Origin of the sequence: Roseibium sp. HPY-6 (assembly GCF_040530035.1) — a bacterium.
GTDB lineage: Bacteria > Pseudomonadota > Alphaproteobacteria > Rhizobiales > Stappiaceae > Roseibium.
The window spans coordinates 1,535,573-1,551,323 of the sequence record NZ_JBEWCD010000002.1; the positions used below are offsets into that span (position 1 = coordinate 1,535,573).

At 56.4% G+C, this 15,751-nt stretch carries 14 protein-coding genes; 8 read left to right on the forward strand and 6 right to left on the reverse strand.

Features of this window, described 5'->3' with window-relative positions; all coding sequences use genetic code 11:
* Positions 1-173: 173 nt before the first annotated feature.
* From ABVF61_RS18425 to ABVF61_RS18435, 3 genes are all read left to right on the forward strand, one after another.
* Positions 174-1,082: an endonuclease/exonuclease/phosphatase family protein gene (locus ABVF61_RS18425; RefSeq protein WP_353994996.1), complete on the forward strand. Its 909-nt coding sequence runs from the start codon at positions 174-176 to the stop codon at positions 1,080-1,082.
* A gap of 377 nt (positions 1,083-1,459) precedes the next feature.
* Entirely contained in the window at positions 1,460-2,173 is a 714-nt protein-coding gene (locus ABVF61_RS18430) for a helix-turn-helix domain-containing protein (protein WP_353994997.1), read from the forward strand.
* A 207-nt stretch (positions 2,174-2,380) separates the two neighbouring features.
* The gene (locus ABVF61_RS18435) at positions 2,381-2,977 is read left to right on the forward strand and encodes a hypothetical protein (RefSeq protein WP_353994998.1); all 597 of its coding nucleotides are present in this window, start codon (positions 2,381-2,383) and stop codon (positions 2,975-2,977) included.
* A gap of 17 nt (positions 2,978-2,994) precedes the next feature.
* On the opposite strand, the gene hemN is transcribed toward ABVF61_RS18435, so the two are convergent.
* Positions 2,995-4,371: an oxygen-independent coproporphyrinogen III oxidase gene (gene hemN, locus ABVF61_RS18440; RefSeq protein ID WP_353994999.1), complete on the reverse strand. Its 1,377-nt coding sequence runs from the start codon at positions 4,369-4,371 to the stop codon at positions 2,995-2,997.
* Positions 4,372-4,447: 76 nt separating this feature from the next.
* On the opposite strand from hemN, the gene ABVF61_RS18445 reads away from it, so the two are divergent.
* The 3 genes from ABVF61_RS18445 (at position 4,448) to ABVF61_RS18455 (ending at position 6,322) form a co-directional block, all read left to right on the forward strand.
* Positions 4,448-4,771 (forward strand): glutathione S-transferase N-terminal domain-containing protein, encoded by a 324-nt coding sequence (locus ABVF61_RS18445; protein ID WP_353995000.1) that lies wholly within the window; start codon positions 4,448-4,450, stop codon positions 4,769-4,771.
* Positions 4,772-4,809: 38 nt separating this feature from the next.
* Positions 4,810-5,178 carry a glutathione S-transferase family protein gene (locus ABVF61_RS18450; protein ID WP_353995001.1) on the forward strand — a complete coding sequence of 123 codons (369 nt, stop codon included), beginning with the start codon at positions 4,810-4,812 and terminating at the stop codon, positions 5,176-5,178.
* 94 nt (positions 5,179-5,272) lie between these two features.
* Complete coding sequence (locus ABVF61_RS18455; protein ID WP_353995002.1) at positions 5,273-6,322, forward strand: AbrB family transcriptional regulator; 1,050 nt, start codon at positions 5,273-5,275, stop codon at positions 6,320-6,322.
* A gap of 164 nt (positions 6,323-6,486) precedes the next feature.
* On the opposite strand, the gene ABVF61_RS18460 is transcribed toward ABVF61_RS18455, so the two are convergent.
* From ABVF61_RS18460 to glyA, 4 genes are read right to left on the reverse strand one after another with little or no spacing between them, the layout of a single operon-like run.
* Positions 6,487-8,814, reverse strand: a complete 2,328-nt coding sequence (locus ABVF61_RS18460) for a methyl-accepting chemotaxis protein (RefSeq protein WP_353995003.1) — start codon at positions 8,812-8,814, stop codon at positions 6,487-6,489.
* Between the two features lie 35 nt (positions 8,815-8,849).
* Positions 8,850-9,218 carry a response regulator gene (locus ABVF61_RS18465; RefSeq protein WP_353995004.1) on the reverse strand — a complete coding sequence of 123 codons (369 nt, stop codon included), beginning with the start codon at positions 9,216-9,218 and terminating at the stop codon, positions 8,850-8,852.
* Positions 9,219-9,253: 35 nt separating this feature from the next.
* Positions 9,254-10,510, reverse strand: a complete 1,257-nt coding sequence (locus tag ABVF61_RS18470) for an ATP-binding protein (protein WP_353995005.1) — start codon at positions 10,508-10,510, stop codon at positions 9,254-9,256.
* Positions 10,465-11,790 (reverse strand): serine hydroxymethyltransferase, encoded by a 1,326-nt coding sequence (gene glyA / locus ABVF61_RS18475; RefSeq protein WP_353995006.1) that lies wholly within the window; start codon positions 11,788-11,790, stop codon positions 10,465-10,467. The genes ABVF61_RS18470 and glyA overlap by 46 nt, the downstream gene beginning before the upstream one ends.
* 101 nt (positions 11,791-11,891) lie before the next feature.
* Here glyA and ABVF61_RS18480 point away from each other — a divergent pair, with 101 nt between their 5' ends.
* On the forward strand, positions 11,892-12,773 hold the full coding sequence (locus ABVF61_RS18480; RefSeq protein ID WP_353995007.1) for a LysR family transcriptional regulator: 882 nt from the start codon (positions 11,892-11,894) through the stop codon (positions 12,771-12,773).
* A 16-nt stretch (positions 12,774-12,789) separates the two neighbouring features.
* Here the strand turns inward: ABVF61_RS18480 and ABVF61_RS18485 are convergent, their stop codons facing one another.
* Positions 12,790-13,686, reverse strand: a complete 897-nt coding sequence (locus ABVF61_RS18485; protein WP_353995008.1) for a DMT family transporter — start codon at positions 13,684-13,686, stop codon at positions 12,790-12,792.
* 395 nt (positions 13,687-14,081) lie between these two features.
* On the opposite strand from ABVF61_RS18485, the gene ccoN reads away from it, so the two are divergent.
* Positions 14,082-15,737, forward strand: coding sequence for a cytochrome-c oxidase, cbb3-type subunit I (gene ccoN, locus ABVF61_RS18490; RefSeq protein ID WP_353995009.1), 1,656 nt, complete (start codon positions 14,082-14,084; stop codon positions 15,735-15,737).
* Positions 15,738-15,751: the final 14 nt, after the last annotated feature.

The window sequence follows — 15,751 nt, forward strand, 5'->3', positions numbered from 1 at the left end:
AATGTGGTCGCACGCCGCGACACTTGGAACCCTTTAGGGATCAGACCGCACACAGCGCTTCATGAACACATGGCAGGAAATTCCCATGATGCCCTTCTGAAAATAAAGGGTTTTTGTCTCTGTTCATCGGACCTAAGGTACAAGCCAATGCCGGTGGCAGCTACAGGATTGGAATGGTTCGCAAAAAGATTGTCAGGTATGTCACGCTGGCTTGGGCGATAGCCATTGCGGCAGCGCTTTTGCTTGGGTTCACGGGCCGCGTATTCCCACCTGGCGACTCGCTGGCGGTTATCCGCCCACTTCTTGCGGCCTTGCTTGTCCCGACAACACTTGCGCTGTGGGTGCTTGGCTTTCAACGTATGGCCATCTTTTCTCTGATCATTTCAACAGCTGCGACAGGGTCCTTTATTTCCGGGTATTTTCGCCCGGAGATGTCGTGCAGCAACAACTGCCTAACGCTTTATCAAAAGAACCTGCTTTCAAGGGCCTGGCCACGTTACTCTCTAGCAGATGACATAATCCTGTCCTCTGCCCAGGTTGTTACCCTTCAAGAAGTATCGGACCACAATCGCCGCTTCATGGCGAAGCTGTTCGATCATTACTCTTTCTCTGTGTTCTGTCGGTTCAGGCCCAGGCAGGACGTCGCCATCCTGACGTCCTTGCCGACGATTGTCGGATCCGAGTTCTGTCTGCCCGAGGGCGGACTTGCCGGCGTTAAGGCAATTCTCCCGGACGACCGCCGGGTTTGGATCGTTTCGCTACACCTGGAATGGCCATTTCCCTACCGGCAATATCAGCAGAGTAAGCAAGTTTCCGAGTGGATCAGCAAGCTGGACGACCCCGTCATTATCGCTGGCGACTTCAACATGGTGCCGTGGGGAGAGAGTGTGCGGGAAATAAGCAGGGCCGCAGGCAACAAGATACTGGGAAAAACACGTAACTCATTCAAATTCGGGGCGTGGCTGCTACCGTTGCCTTTGGACAACGTGCTTGTTCCCAAGGGTACGGAAGGATCGGTTGAAACACGCCCCTATATGGGTTCAGACCATCTGGGCCTTCTCGTTCGCATGGACGTGAGATGATGCAAGGTAAGCCTTGCCCGCGTTGAAAAAACTGGCCTGAAGCGGCCCTTGATAAGGCCAATCCCTGCCTCACGGAGTGCTCTGTCTGGAGTGCAAAGCTGTGCGGGGAGCCATGAGGTCTGTGAAAGCGAGCGGGCCCTGGAGCGTCTACTGCGGCGTTTCCGCCCATATGTAATTCCTCTTACGCAGTCGACCGAATTCCTTCAATGGTTTCCACGTTTTAGAGTGATCATTGCGGGTTGCGAAAACGTCGGACGGGGCGTTTTTGCAGCACGGGGCTCTCTTGGGCAAAACGTCTTCCTGCTGTGGTGGGGTGATGGTGCCAGGAAGTGTCGTTGCGGGCTTAAGCCGCGCTGATCTGCGCGAAGGAGGGAAAAATGGCATATCTTGAAGCTGGTTTCACAGGTCACGGTGCTGGATCACGGTCAGACCGCACGGCGTTTTGCGAAGCGCCCAAAGCGGGATTTTCCAGCTTTGGCGGCAAGACAACCGAGTATGAAACACATGCTGTTGTCTACTATGAAGGCGACCCTGCTAAACGGCTTTACGAGCTCGTTCGCGGATCAATCATGCTCTACAAACTCCTTCCCGATGGCCGCCGCCAGGTGGTGGAGGTCCTGCGTCCTGGTGACATCTTCGGCCTTTCCAATAGCGACGAGAACGACTGCACGGCGGAAACGCTCACGCATTCAATCGTCCAGGAAATCGACCTGAGGCACGTCGAGCGATCCGATGAATTGCAAAGAACGCTCGCAAAGTGTCTGACGAACCAGATGCAGGTTCTGCATGAACATGCCGTTCTTCTTGGCCGCAAATCGGCAGTTGAGCGCGTTGCCAGCTTTCTGATGCATCTTGTGCCTGATCGCGGTGGACTGGGCTGCGTTGGTCCAACCGACGAAGACGACGACAGTTTTGATCTGCAGCTTCACATGACACGGCAGGAAATTGCGGACTATCTCGGGCTCACGATCGAGACTGTCAGCAGGGTTGTTTCCGACCTGAAACGCCGCGGCGTCATCCGCGTCGACAAAGCGGACAAAATTCATCTCAACAAGGTTTGCGGCCTCTGCCAGATGACCGGTATTCACTGATCGAAGGCAGATCGTATCCCTGAGGCCGGGCTCATGCTCGGCCTTTTGTCTGTTCAAACGGACTTTTGGATGCAGGTTGCAAGTGTTTCTTAGGCATGTTTGTCATTCTTGAGGCGTCTGGATCGCCACAAGCCCAGAAGCGGTCATTTATTAAGAGTTGAAACTGCATAAATTTGCCAGGTTTCCTTGTAGATCGGACGGTCCGTGATGCAGATAGATTCTCTTCGCTTTGTGAAAACTTCAAATCCCGATTGCAACGCGGACAAGCAGTACAACGTGCTTGCCAACGAGGAGGAATTCGTCCGATGCGATCTTACAAAAAGGACGATTGCAAAGCCAATTGAGCTATTCAACGTCAATGACGGAATGACCCGTACGCTGACGCCTGAAAAAAAGTTTCTGAACACGCGTTGGCATCTCACGTCGCAGGATGCTGGCGAAGCGGGTGAAATCGCCTTAAAGGGAACCGACGCCTGGCTTGCGCGCGACATGATGCAAAATGAGCTGTTTCGTGTGGTCGACCCGCGGAAGTGGTCTGAAAAAACACTCGAGGCCGCGATGGGCAGTTGGCCGGACAGTTACGCCTTGGTTGTCGATGGCCGCGGCATTGGCATTATCAGGCGCGCCCTGAGGCCGGGAGAAGAAGAGCCCAAGACCAGGCTCCAAAAACTCACCGGCTTGTTCAAAGATCGTGACTGGTTTCTCGAACTCAGCCAGCCGGCACCGATGCAATCGGCCTACAGGATGATTGCCTCTGTTCTGCTTCTGGTCGAGGTTACGGTGAGCGGCGCGCGCGCGGGCTGAGCGGCGCTCTCTTTCATCTAGACGGCAGCGGAGTGTCTCGCCTTGCCGGTCGCCTGACTTTCGGCAAGATAGCTGTCGAATGCAGCCGCTGCCAGACGTACATATGGCCGTCCGCTTTCAGTGACTGAAACCCTCACATTGTCATTGTCGCCGAAATCGAGTGTCACCAGACCATCCGCCGCCAGATCTTCCAATGCTCGGATGGCATCGCTGAGATCGTTGACAGTGAGTCCGAAGCCTTTGCAGACCGGAGTGAGATCGCAGGCATAGTCTGTCATGAGCTCTTCGATGATACGGCCGCGCAGCCTGTCGTCAGCGCTGAGTGCCAAACCCTTGGAAACCGGAAGTTCACCGGCAAGTATCTGGCGTCGCCAATTGCCGACATCCGGCAGGTTTTGAATGTATCCATTGGACAGTTTGCCGATCGACGATACGCCAAAGCCGATAAGCTGTTCGCCCTGGTCTGTCGTGTAGCCCTGAAAATTCCGTTTCAGGGAGCCGTCTGCGAGGGCGTGTGCCATGCTGTCATCGGCGTGCGCAAAGTGGTCGAGGCCGACCGCCACGTAGCCGGCTTTCAGCAATTCGGAGCGCGCAAGATCGGCAAGTTCAAGCCGCTCGGCTGCGGACGGTAACGCCGTTTCGTCGATCAATCTCTGGTGTTTGCGCATCCAGGGAACATGCGCATAGCCGAACAGGGCAATCCGGCTCGGCGCGAGTTCCAGTGTCTTGTCGACGGTATCCAGAATTGTTTCGCGCGATTGACCGGGAAGTCCGTACATCAGGTCGAAATTGAGCGCATCAAGCCCGTTCGCGCGCAACATCCGTGTCGCTTTTGCAACGACTTCAAAAGGCTGAACCCGTCCGATTGCCTTTTGTACGTTGAGGTCAAAATCCTGGACGCCCAGGCTCGTTCTGTTGATGCCGACAAGCGCGAGCGTCTCTGCCAGGTCTTCGCTTACAAGCCGCGGGTCGAGTTCGATTGCATGTTCCAGGTCCGGTGAAAACTCGAACAGGACACGCATCAATCCGGTCAGATCGGCGAAACTTTGCCGGGGCAGAAGACTGGGGGTACCGCCGCCCCAATGGATATGGCGAACCGGTCCGGCGTCTTTAAGGTGTTCGCCAACCAGCCCGATTTCCTGTTCGAGTGTCGCCGCATAGGTTCTGATCGGCGCATCCTGACGCGTCGCTTTGGTATGGCATCCGCAATAATGGCAGAGCTCCCGGCAAAAGGGCACGTGCAGATAAAGCGACAGACTGTCCTCTGGCGTGATCGCGCGTAACCATTCTCTATAGGTTTGGGCGCTCACACCGCTATGGAAATGTGGTGCTGTCGGGTAGCTGGTATAACGCGGCACGCTGCGCAGCGCATAGGAGAGCGGATCGTTTGTCATGACGGTATATTTCAGAAAATCGCCGTCTCGAACCTTGATATCGCTCAATTCCGTGAACGGATGACTGGAGAAAAATGTGAGCGGCTTTGAAGAAACGAAATTGGAGGAGGCGGCTTCGCGTTACCGCCTCCACGGTGCGCCTGACAATGCCAACCTTGTTGTGCGCATGTTGCTCGAGGAATTGGGCGTGATCTATGACTTCGTCCCGGTTGATCGAAAGACTTCGGCTCAAAAAACGCAAGCCTATCGAAGGCTCAATCCTCAGGGCCTGATCCCAGTGCTGGAGTGTCCGGGACAGGATGCTCCCGTGTTTGAAGTCGGGGCTATCTTGCTGCTGCTCGCCGACCGGCATCAATCATTCGCCCCGCCTCAGGAGCCTCGGGTCGGGGGCGCTTTCTGAAATGGCTGTTTTTCCTTTCCAACACGCTTCATTCCGACTTGCGCATTTCCTTCAAGCCGCACAGATATCTGTCAGGAGACCGGGATTCGGCCGCTTTTTCAGAAGGTCTCAAGAAGCGCATCTCGAATAGTTTTCAGCTTTTGGAACAGGAACTTGCCGTTTCAGCAGGCCCTTACCTGATCGGCAAGCAGGTGACCTGCCTCGATTTTTACACAGCAGCCTGCGCAAGATGGGCACAGATTTATGGTACAGCTGGAAGATGGCCGGTCGAGGACTATCCCCGTCTGTTACAGTTGCTTCAACGGCTGGAAGAGCGGCCTGCGATCCGGAAAGCCTGCGAACTTGAGATGATCGAAGGAGCTCCCTTTACGCAACCCGTAGAAGTTGCCATGGCACGGGAGTTTTGAGGTCTTTTATGTTGATCGATGCAATCAACCATGACGATCATAATCAACTATATTAGTCCGGGAGACAGAGGACCTCCAAATCTGCCAGACCCAAATGACTTCTGACAAATTGACCAAAACCGCCGCGCACCTGTCGCTGACAATCCTGATCGCAGCCTGCGGAGGCGGCTTGTTCTATCTCGCGGGCCTTCCCGCCGCCTGGTTGTCTGGCGCGATGGTTTTTGTAGCCGTTGCGACACTCGCGGGCGCGCCGACAATCATGCCTGATCCGCTGCGTGACGCGCTTTTCGTCGTCATCGGTGTCTCGATGGGCGCCGGTGTCCGGCCCGATGTCGTGGAGCGGATCGCCGAGTGGCCGGTTTCCATGGCGCTTCTGCTTGTCGTGGTCGTTTGCGTTACCCTGGCAGGGTATCTGGTGCTGCATTTCGGGGCCAAATGGTCTCGGGAAACAGCGTTTTTCGGAGCGATACCAGGGGCTCTGTCCTATGTGATCGCGCTTGCGACAGACCGTGGCGCCGACCTTCCCCGGATTGCGTCCAGCCAATCGCTGAGATTGTTCGTCCTCGTTGCCATTCTGCCTTTCGCCGTTGTGTCGACAAGTGGAACCGTTGACGGGGAGGGCGGCATGATCGAGGCATCCAGCTGGTTTGAGATCATCATTGGCTTGCCACTTTGTTTGCTTGCCAGCCTGGTGGCGCATAAGCTGAATGTGCCGGGGGGGCTGATGACCGGTGCGTTTTTCATGAGTGCCGGGCTGAATGCCTCGGGCGTCTGGACACTCGTGCTCCCCTTCTATCTTGTTCTGCCATGTTTCGTCCTGATGGGAGCGATGATCGGCTGCCGGTTCGGCGCGATGACCTTCAGGCAATTCGTCTCTGTTTTAGGGGCTTCTATCGCGGCTTTCAGCGCAGCATTCTTGATGTCTATTCTCGGTGCGCTGCTGATTTCGTCCCTGGTTGACATTCCATTCGGTCAGGCCCTTTTGGCTTATGCGCCTGGCGGACTTGAGGTCATGACGCTTCTGGCGTTCATTCTCGATCTGGACCCGGCCTTTGTCGCGGCACACCAGATTGCGCGCTTTACGGGCATGATACTTTTGCTGCCGCTGATCACAGGGCTCGTGCTCGGACGACCGAAATCGTGAAAGCATCGGATGAACCGGTGTCTGCCGGATAGGGCCCTTGTGAGTTCGTCTTTAAAGGGGAGCGGGGACCGTTTCGAACTTTCGCTCGCACCCGGCAATAGAAAACGGGACGCCCTGGAACCATTGCGAAGGTCCTGGGCGTCCCGGTGTGTTTTTGCCTCTGCTCAGGCAGCTGATGCCAGGCCGCGTTGTTCCAGCTGGGTTCTGAGATCGGCAATGTGATCCAGGTTCAGCGGGAATTGCAGGGTTGTCGTGCCATTCTCGGTCACCGCCACGCGTGCTTCGATCGCCGCAGTCAATTCACTGCACTCGAACACCACACGTGTGCCGGGTGTTACGTCGAGTTGTTCGGAAACAGTGCAGAACGCAGACGAGATTTTCAGAGTGCGCGCGCTGATCAGCCTGCCGCCTATTTCCAGCGTTGCCGGCCAGTCGACCTCGTAGATCCGGTAAGTCTCGTCGTCGCCACGGTTGGCAATCGCATCGAGGAAGGTTTCCACCTCGTCACCCAAAAGCACGGCTTCGTCATAGACCACCGAGCTGCCATCCTTCACCAACTTGGAGGAGTTGGCTGTGTCTTCGGAGTTCTGCCGCATCACAGAGACGCTGTCGCGCACGCGCGCCGCACTGCTTGAAACAGTTTCCATGCTGCGTGCGATTTCAGACGTGGCACTTTCCTGTTGCGTGACCGACGATGCGATGCTGGTGGCGACATCGTTGATCTCGCGGACAGTCCCGTAGATCTCACCGATCGATTGTTCAGCGCTTTGTGCCGTGCGTTGGACTGCTCCGACCTGGTTGCTGATTTCACCTGTTGCCCGGGAGGTCTGCGCCGCCAGTTCCTTGACTTCCGAGGCCACCACAGCAAAGCCCTTGCCCGCCTCGCCGGCGCGCGCAGCTTCGATCGTGGCGTTGAGAGCCAGGAGATTGGTCTGATCGGCGATTTCGCGAATCAGGTCGACAACACTGGTGATCTGGTCCGACGCGGTGACAAGTTCACTGAAGTTGGACTTTGTTTCTTCCGCCCGATCCGAAGCTTTGGCGGCGATTTCTGCCGAGTGATCCGCATTGCGCCGGATTTCCTGAATGGAGGAAATCAGTTCTTCCGCAGCCGAGGACACCGTTGCCACCATGGAGGAGGTGTCGCTTGCCTCCTTGTCAAGCACGGTCGCCTGATTGGTCGAGTTCTCGGAGGTTTGCGTCAGGGTTTCCGCCGTGTCGGACATTTCGGTGGAAGAGTGCGACATGCGCTTGAAAATGCCGCGGATCGTGTTGCCGAAAATGCCGATCATCTGATCCAGTTCGTCCCGGCGGCGGTTCGTCTGTTCGCGGTTCTTTTCCTGCGCCTCGCGCATGGCCTGACGCTCAACCAATCCGTCACGGAAAACCATGACGGCACGGGTCATGTCGGCGATTTCATCCTTGCCTTTGAGCGCAGGGATCTCGGTGTCGAGGCGATTGCGCGAAAGGTCATCCATCGTCCGGGAAAGCCCGTTCACCGGACCGCTGATCATCCGTCCAAGCGCGATGGCTGCGGCGAGCCCGACCGCAAAGCCGATTGCAGTTCCTCCCAGCGAGAACATGATTGAACTCGCGGTTTGTTCATGAACCTTCGCTTCCAGCTTGTGTTCCGCGTCGATGGCAAACTGCTTGATCGCGGCAAGGTCGTCAGCAACAATTTTTGCCTCGCTGGACATAACGTCTTGTTCCAGGTGCCTGATGTCCTGTTCAAGCGTGCGGAACTCCATGAGAGCGCTTACATAGACCTCAATCTGACCAAGCGCGTCGTCGACCAACTTTCTGTCCTCACCGTCCAGCTTGGCCATGGCATCGCTGGTCAGATCCTTTTTGACCCGGTCGATTTCAGAGAGTGCATAGTCGAGTTCAGATTCCATACCGGAATAGACGAACCGGTTGGCGTGGTCGCGTGCGATCAGGAGATGGATCATCGCATCCGTCACGAGTTCAACTGTCTCGGAAGGTTTACCGTTCTTGGAATCCTGCTCCTGCTTGTGCTTGAAGACCGTCACGATCTCATATTGAAGCTTGTCGCCGGCCTTGTGCAGGCTGTTGTCGACAATATCCTTCTGCAAAGCACGCTCGTGGGCAACCTTCTGGAAATCATCCCAATAGATTTCAACGTGTTTGCGCGCATCTTCGAGGCGCTCGATCTCTTCGGGAATATGAAGCTTCTTGATCTTTTCGTCGATCGCCTGAACCACGCTCGTGTGGGCGGCATCAACTTCCTGAAGCTTTTCATCCGATGAATCAGCAATGAACTCTATTGCTTTGATCTCCATTTCGGAGAAAGCCTGCGTGATGTCGGTCGCCGCGGCAAGCGCATTGCCGTGTTCGGTGAACTCGGTGAATTCATGATCCAGCGTGTTGAACATCATGGCGGACTTACCACCGAGAAATGCCATGATGAGCAGTAAGACGCCGAAGGCGAGCAGAAGTTTCTGCGTCAGCCGCATATTGTAAAACCAGGCCACGATTATCCCCTCCGAAAGCGTGGATGACAGTCCGATCAGTTCGACGTGAGCCCGCTCACCGTCTCGATCAGGTCTTCATTGGTGAACGGCTTCTTCAGGACCGCGTCCGCCTGAGATGTCGAAAGTTGCAGAGCCTCTTTTGCCGGAATTCCTGCCCCGCCGCCCGACATCGCGATGACTTTGGGACCGGTATTGGCCGTCTTGAGTGCAAACACCACATCCGTTCCATCGGAGGCCGGCATCATGATGTCCGTGATCACAAGGTCGAATTGTTTCTTGGAAACAATTTCGAGCCCCTTGTTGCCGTCATCGGTCTCAACAACCTCGTGTCCTGCTTTGCGAAGCGTTGCCGCAATCGCGTGCCGGACGGGCTGCATATCGTCAATCAGTAGAATCTGACACATTATACCGTCGCTCCCAGATCTACCGAAATACAACCTTACGTAATTTTCTGTAGATCTATAGTAAACATACAACCAAATCCGTCTCCATCTGGTTGTATGAGGCCGTCACTGATCATAATATTTCCATCAAACTTATTAATAATTTGCAAAACGACGGAAAGCCCAAGACCTGATCCGTTTTTTTCTTTTTTGCTAGAGTAAAAAGGTGTGAATACTTTGTTGCGCTGCGATTTTGGTATACCTGGGCCGTTGTCGGCAATCGAAATTTTCAGTCTTGAACTCTCGGGTTCAGCGAGTTCTATACGTATTATCCCGGTATTCTTGGTTGCCTGGGCGGCGTTGGTGACGATGTTAATGATTACTTGCGCGAACAAGGTTTCATTAATTGGAACTCGCAGGTCTTTAGAGACCGTCGCGAAGTCGGTTTCGATGGTGATGGTCGGCGGCAGCATCAAACGCACAAGTTCGACGGCACGGACAAGACCGTCGGGCAGCTGGGTGACGTCCGAACTATCCTGAAAATTTCCGCGCGACAGCCCCAACAGATTGTTTGACAGGTCCGCGGCTTGCCGCGCGCTATAGAGCGACATTTCCAGGTCTTTACGGATCACCGGGTCGGCAATGTCGGGCAGATGCAGGGAAATGAGGCTCGTGATCGGGTGCAACAGATTGTTGAGCTGATGGGCGAGTGCGCCGGATGCCGTTCCCAGAGCTTCCAGCCTGTTTTGAGCCATATCGCTTTCGGCGCGCAGCCGCTCCTGCGTAATGTCCTTTTGGATTCCCAGGAACGCGGCAAGGTCTCCTGATCTGTCGAAAATCGGCGCCATCCGAAGCGCGTTGATAAAGGGTTCTCCGGATTTCTTGTAGTTCAGGAGAACAACATCGACAGGCGCGCGATCGGCGATGGCCTTGCGGATTATTGAAACGTCGTCCGGGTTTGTATCTTCGCCCTGCAGAAAACGGCAGTTCCTTCCGAGAGCTTCATCGGAAGCATATCCGGTTGTTCTGTGAAAGGACGGGTTTACATAGGTCAGCGGCAGATCCGGCTGCCGTGCATCCGAGATGCTGATCGTGTCGGGTGATCCTTCAAGCAGTGACTTCAGCAAATCGGGGGCGTTGCCGAGTATGGTCTCCAAAGCCTCATATCCATGATCTGACTGCTTCTGCATATCCGCCTCGCCCCTCCATGCGTTGGTGACATCGCCATGAAAGGGTAGGCACAGAAATGCAAAAACGGAAGACCGGATCAGCCGTGGCGCACGAAGTGCAGATCCTTGAATGAACGCCGCCATTCGCTTACGCGGCCCGCCATGGCGTGCGGGTCATTGGAACGCAATGCTTCGGCGATCAGGCGGGCGAGTTCCGGCATGTCTGCCTCGCTCATGCCCCAGCGCACGAGCTCTGGCGTGCCGAAGCGCAGCCCGTTCATGTCGCCATTGACCTCGGTTATCGGGAGACCGATGCCACAGGCAAGAAAACCGGCCTTGCGAAGTTTCTTCGAAGCCGTTTGCCCGCCGCCGAATGGTGCCGCCTCCAGAGCAAACTGATGAGATGCCGTAAAGCCCTTTTTCGTTGAAAGGACCGGCAGTCCTTCCTGCGCAAGGGCGGACGCGAGCGCTTTTGAAGTAGAAACCATCTTTTGCGCGTACGCTGTGCCGAATTCCCGCCAGTCCAGCAGAGAGACGGCCAGTGCTGCCGATTTGGCAGCATCGAAATTGGCCGTCAGGCCCGGAAAGGCGATGGCGTCGAGCTTTTGCGAGAGGTCTTGGTCGTTGGTTACGATCAGCCCACTGGCCGGTCCACCCAGGCTCTTATACGTGCTCATTGTCATCAGATGGGCGCCTTCGGCTAGCGGATCGGCGAAAACGCCGCCCGCGATCATCCCGCACTGATGCGCTGCGTCGAAAAGGACAAACGCGCCGACCTCGTCCGCTATCGCCCTGATCTCTGAAACCGGATGCGGGAAGAGATTGAGGCTCATCCCGATCGTGATCAACTTCGGCTTCAGACGGTGCGCCATCTCGCGCAGACCTTCCACATCAATGGTATAGCCATCGGCGTCCACCGGAGCCTCATGGATTTCAAGACCGTAGAGACCGGCGCAGCCCGGATCGTGATGGGTGACATGACCGCCGACGGAAGCGGGCGGGGCTATGATGACGTCACCGGGCTTCGTTGTCGCAATGAACGCATAGAGATTTGCCATCGCCCCGGACGCGACCCGGATTTCGGCATGTTGCGCGTTGAAGATCTCGCAGGCGAGATCCGCCGCGATCACCTCGATCTCTTCGATGGCTTCAAGACCCATCTCGTATTTGTCACCCGGGTAGCCGAGCGAGGGCCGGGATCCCAGCCCGCTGGCGAGAAGCGCTTCAGCTCTCGGGTTCATGACGTTGGTCGCCGGATTGAGGTTGAAGCAGTCCCGCTCATGAATTTCCCGGTTCCTGTCGGCCAGGTCATCGATCGTTCGCACGATCTGATCGGACGACAGCGAACGGGTCGCCTTGACGATACCGTCGATCCGCTCTGCAACACCGTGCGGCAACCATGGCCGGAGCTCATGTACTGACATACGAAACCCTCCAAAGGACGTTGGGTTGAACGTGCCTGTCAGCTTGCGCTTTGGCAAATCAGAATTTAGAAAAAAAAGGGCTAGAAAAATTAGGTCTCAAGATGTCTGTCTCACCACCAATGCCGCGTATTCCCTCGCTCAACGCGTTGCGCGCATTCGAAGCGTCGGCGAGACTGGGAGGTTTTGCGCTCGCCGCAGAGGAGCTTAACGTGACGTCAGGAGCTGTTGCGGCGCAGGTCAAAGCGCTTGAACAGGAGATCGGTGCTGCCCTCTTCGTCCGCAGCGCCCGGGGTGTGGAGCTCACTCAGATTGGACAAAGGTCGTTGCCCGCGTTTGTGAAGGTTTTTGATCTGCTGGGCGGGGCGGTGCGTGATCTCAGGCAGGACGCCGCTCCGCGGAAGGTCCACATAGCAGCCCTTCCGGCCCTTGCGCAGCTCTGGCTCGCGCCGCGGCTGCCAGGGCTGCGCGCCAGAATTCCCGATCTCGATGTCTCCGTCACTGCTCTGGAAACCCCACCGAACCTGAAGCGCGTTCCATTTGATCTTTGCCTGTTCTACAGCGACGTCATTCCGCAAGGTGGCGTGCAGCTCCAAAAGGATGAACTGCTGCCGGTTTGTTCGCCCGAATGTGCGCGTCACCTCAAACAGCCCGCGGACCTCAACAAGGTTGCCTGTCTGACGGACACCGCCTGGGTAGACGACTGGGCCATTTGGGCAGCGCATGCATGTCCGGGGATCGGGCTCGTACCGCGCGGACCGGTGTTCTCGCTGTATTCACTGGCGGTCGAAGAGGCCATCAGCGGCGCTGGGGTCCTGATGGGCCACACATCCCTGGTCGAGCAGCATTTGAGATCCGGCGCACTTGTTGCCCCTTTTGCGACAAAGGTGCCGTTGCCTCGCGCAATTACAATGTGGCGACTACCGGAAGGGCGATGCAGCGAGGTCGTGGCGGAGCTGCAAAGACTGTCGGGCAACGTCGATTGAACGCCCTGATCCTGACTTACGACCGGGCCCTGTTGCTGCGCCACAGGATAAACAGGCCGGACGCGACGATAACACCGCAGCCGATCAGCATCTGAATGTCGACCGTTTCGCCAAACCAGACAACGCCGAGCAGTATGCCGAAAAGCAGCCGTGAATAGCGGAACGGCGTGACCGCAGCCACCTCTCCGGTGCGCATGGCTTTCATGAGTGAGGTATAGGCGACCACACCAAGGACGACTGCTGCCGCGAGCGCCTGCAGATGGGAGGGCGTGGGCACAATCACGACCGGCTGCTCCCAGAAACTGAAGAGCACACCTGCGATAATGATTGTTATGAACCCGTAAAACCCAAGGACGTTCGTGCTCAGGGTCGCAGGCGCTGCCCGGCTGGCCAGGTCCCGGCCCGAAAACCCGAGCATGCCGATGACTGCAAGCAAGGACAGCAGCGAAAAACTGTCTCCAGTCGGGCGCAGCACGATCAAAACGCCGATCAATCCGACAAAAATCGCGCTCCAGCGGCGCCAGCCGACACTTTCTCCAAAGAAGAGGGCAGCGCCAAGCACAACGAAGATGGGTGTGGCCTGCAGGATAGCCGTGGTGGAAGAGAGTGGGGTCAACGCAAGCGCCAGGATATAGAAGAGACGCCCGAGAAGTTCGAAAACGAAGCGGACCCTCATGACCGGCGACAGGACGTCCGGGTGAAAGACGGTTTCACGCTTCAGTCTTGCCAGAACCCAAAACGTCAGTGCCCCGCCGAATCCGAACAGCATCAGGACCTCGCTCACTGGCAGATCCTTTGCGGCATGTTTGACGAACGCATCCTCCAGCGCAAAGGCCGCCATCGCTGCGACCATCCATAAACTTCCGGAAAGATTCGGCGAAAGAAGTGCTGATTTAAAAGATCGAACTGTCAAAGGCGGGCCCGAATGGAAGGGGGTCGGTCACAGTGCGGTGTGAGTACGTCCGGGATTTGGGAGAACCCTGTTACTGCGACGCTTACCACGAAATACAGCTCTTTCCTTCAGAAAACGATCGTGCCATCAGCCCTTTGTGGATCGTTGAAAGCACTCGGTATTTATACTTCCTGGTGAAGTTGAAGACCGAACGAGAGCACCTCACGGCAGGCCGAATACGCAAAACTACGTTGCGACACTCTGCCTGCCGTGTGCGACATTGTGCATGCAACTTTCGCATCTTCGAATGCAGTATGACCCCTCTTGATATGAATCAACGCGGCTCACAGGGAGTCGTGTGCATGGTCGTGCCATCGTTGGCACCTTGCATGGATTCTAATAACTGGGGCGCTGAAATGGCACAAAAAAGGACCGGTCTGGTCTCGCTCGAGGAGGGTGGGTTCGCCATCTTTCTCGTGTTGCTTGCATTCGTCTGCATCATCATTGCAGGCAAGACCTTTGATCAGGTCATGGCTTTTCACGCTGGTCTTGGCGCGCTTTTCGCCGCCGTCAGCGTTTTCATGATCTTCAAGAACTACTTTGATGACGGCGGGGAACCGATCCCGGCGGAAATCAATGGAAAACCGAACTACAATATCGGGCCGATCAAATTCGGTGCGATTGCCGCTATGTTCTGGGGCGTCGCCGGATTTCTGGTCGGGCTGATCATCGCCCTGCAGCTTGCCTGGCCGGCCTTGAACTTCGATCTTCCCTGGACGAATTTCGGCCGTCTGCGTCCGCTGCACACCTCGGCGGTGATTTTTGCGTTTGGCGGGAACGTTCTATTGGCAACGTCGATGTATGTTGTCCAGAGAACCTGCCGTGTTCGCATGCCCGGAAAGATCCTGCCCTGGTTCGTGATCCTCGGTTACAACGCTTTCATCGTCATCGCCGGAACGGGCTACCTGCTGGGCGCGACCCAGTCGAAGGAATACGCCGAACCGGAATGGTATGCCGATTTGTGGCTGACCGTTGTCTGGGTCCTCTACCTGCTTCTCTTCCTTGGTACGCTCTGGAAGCGCAAGGAGCCGCATATCTACGTGGCAAACTGGTTCTACCTTGCCTTCATCGTCACGATCGCTTTGCTGCACGTGACCAACAACCTGACGATCCCGGTTTCGATCTATTCGACCAAGTCCTACATCGTCTGGGCAGGCGTACAGGATGCGATGGTTCAGTGGTGGTACGGCCACAACGCTGTGGGCTTCTTCCTGACCGCCGGCTTCCTGGCCATCATGTACTACTTCATCCCGAAGCGTGCTGAACGGCCGGTCTATTCCTACCGGCTTTCGATTGTGCACTTCTGGGCGCTGATCTTCATCTACATCTGGGCCGGTCCGCACCATCTGCACTACACGGCGTTGCCGCAATGGGCTTCGACGCTCGGTGCGACCTTCTCGATCATTTTGTGGATGCCCTCCTGGGGCGGCATGATCAATGGTCTGATGACGCTCTCCGGCGCGTGGGACAAGCTGAGAACCGACCCGGTTCTGCGCATGATGGTTGTGTCCGTCGCCTTCTACGGAATGTCGACCTTCGAAGGCCCGCTGATGAGCCTGCGCTCGGTCAACTCCCTGTCGCACTATACGGACTGGACCATCGGTCACGTTCACTCCGGTGCACTCGGCTGGGTCGGATACATCTCCTTCGGTGCGCTCTACTGCCTGGTTCCCTGGCTTTGGAACAAGAAGAGCCTCTATTCGCTGAAGCTGGTGAACTGGCACTTCTGGCTGTCGACGCTCGGTATCGTTCTCTACATCACCGCGATGTGGGTGTCCGGGATCATGCAGGGTCTGATGTGGCGCGCCTACGACAGCCTCGGCTTCCTGGAATACTCCTTCGTTGAAACCGTGGAAGCGATGCATCCCTTCTACATCATCCGTGCTCTCGGCGGTGCACTCTTCGTGCTCGGCTCCCTGATCATGGCCTACAATCTCTGGATGACCGTCCGTCATGGCGAGGCTGAAGAAGCCGACACCACGCCGGCAGGCTCCCTGGCTCCGGCCGAATAAGGGAGGGACACGAA

What these genes read in the sequence shown, in the direction of transcription:
- ABVF61_RS18425 (WP_353994996.1), top strand. Translation starts at nt 174, where the DNA reads ATGGTTCGCAAAAAGATTGTCAGGTATGTCACGCTGGCTTGGGCGATA.
- ABVF61_RS18470 (WP_353995005.1), bottom strand. Translation starts at nt 10,510, where the DNA reads ATGGCGGCGTTCATTCAAGGATCTGCACTTCGTGCGCCACGGCTGATC.
- hemN (WP_353994999.1), bottom strand. Translation starts at nt 4,371, where the DNA reads ATGACAAACGATCCGCTCTCCTATGCGCTGCGCAGCGTGCCGCGTTAT.
- ABVF61_RS18465 (WP_353995004.1), bottom strand. Translation starts at nt 9,218, where the DNA reads ATGTGTCAGATTCTACTGATTGACGATATGCAGCCCGTCCGGCACGCG.
- ABVF61_RS18480 (WP_353995007.1), top strand. Translation starts at nt 11,892, where the DNA reads ATGTCTGTCTCACCACCAATGCCGCGTATTCCCTCGCTCAACGCGTTG.
- ABVF61_RS18430 (WP_353994997.1), top strand. Translation starts at nt 1,460, where the DNA reads ATGGCATATCTTGAAGCTGGTTTCACAGGTCACGGTGCTGGATCACGG.
- ccoN (WP_353995009.1), top strand. Translation starts at nt 14,082, where the DNA reads ATGGCACAAAAAAGGACCGGTCTGGTCTCGCTCGAGGAGGGTGGGTTC.
- ABVF61_RS18435 (WP_353994998.1), top strand. Translation starts at nt 2,381, where the DNA reads ATGCAGATAGATTCTCTTCGCTTTGTGAAAACTTCAAATCCCGATTGC.
- ABVF61_RS18455 (WP_353995002.1), top strand. Translation starts at nt 5,273, where the DNA reads ATGACTTCTGACAAATTGACCAAAACCGCCGCGCACCTGTCGCTGACA.
- glyA (WP_353995006.1), bottom strand. Translation starts at nt 11,790, where the DNA reads ATGTCAGTACATGAGCTCCGGCCATGGTTGCCGCACGGTGTTGCAGAG.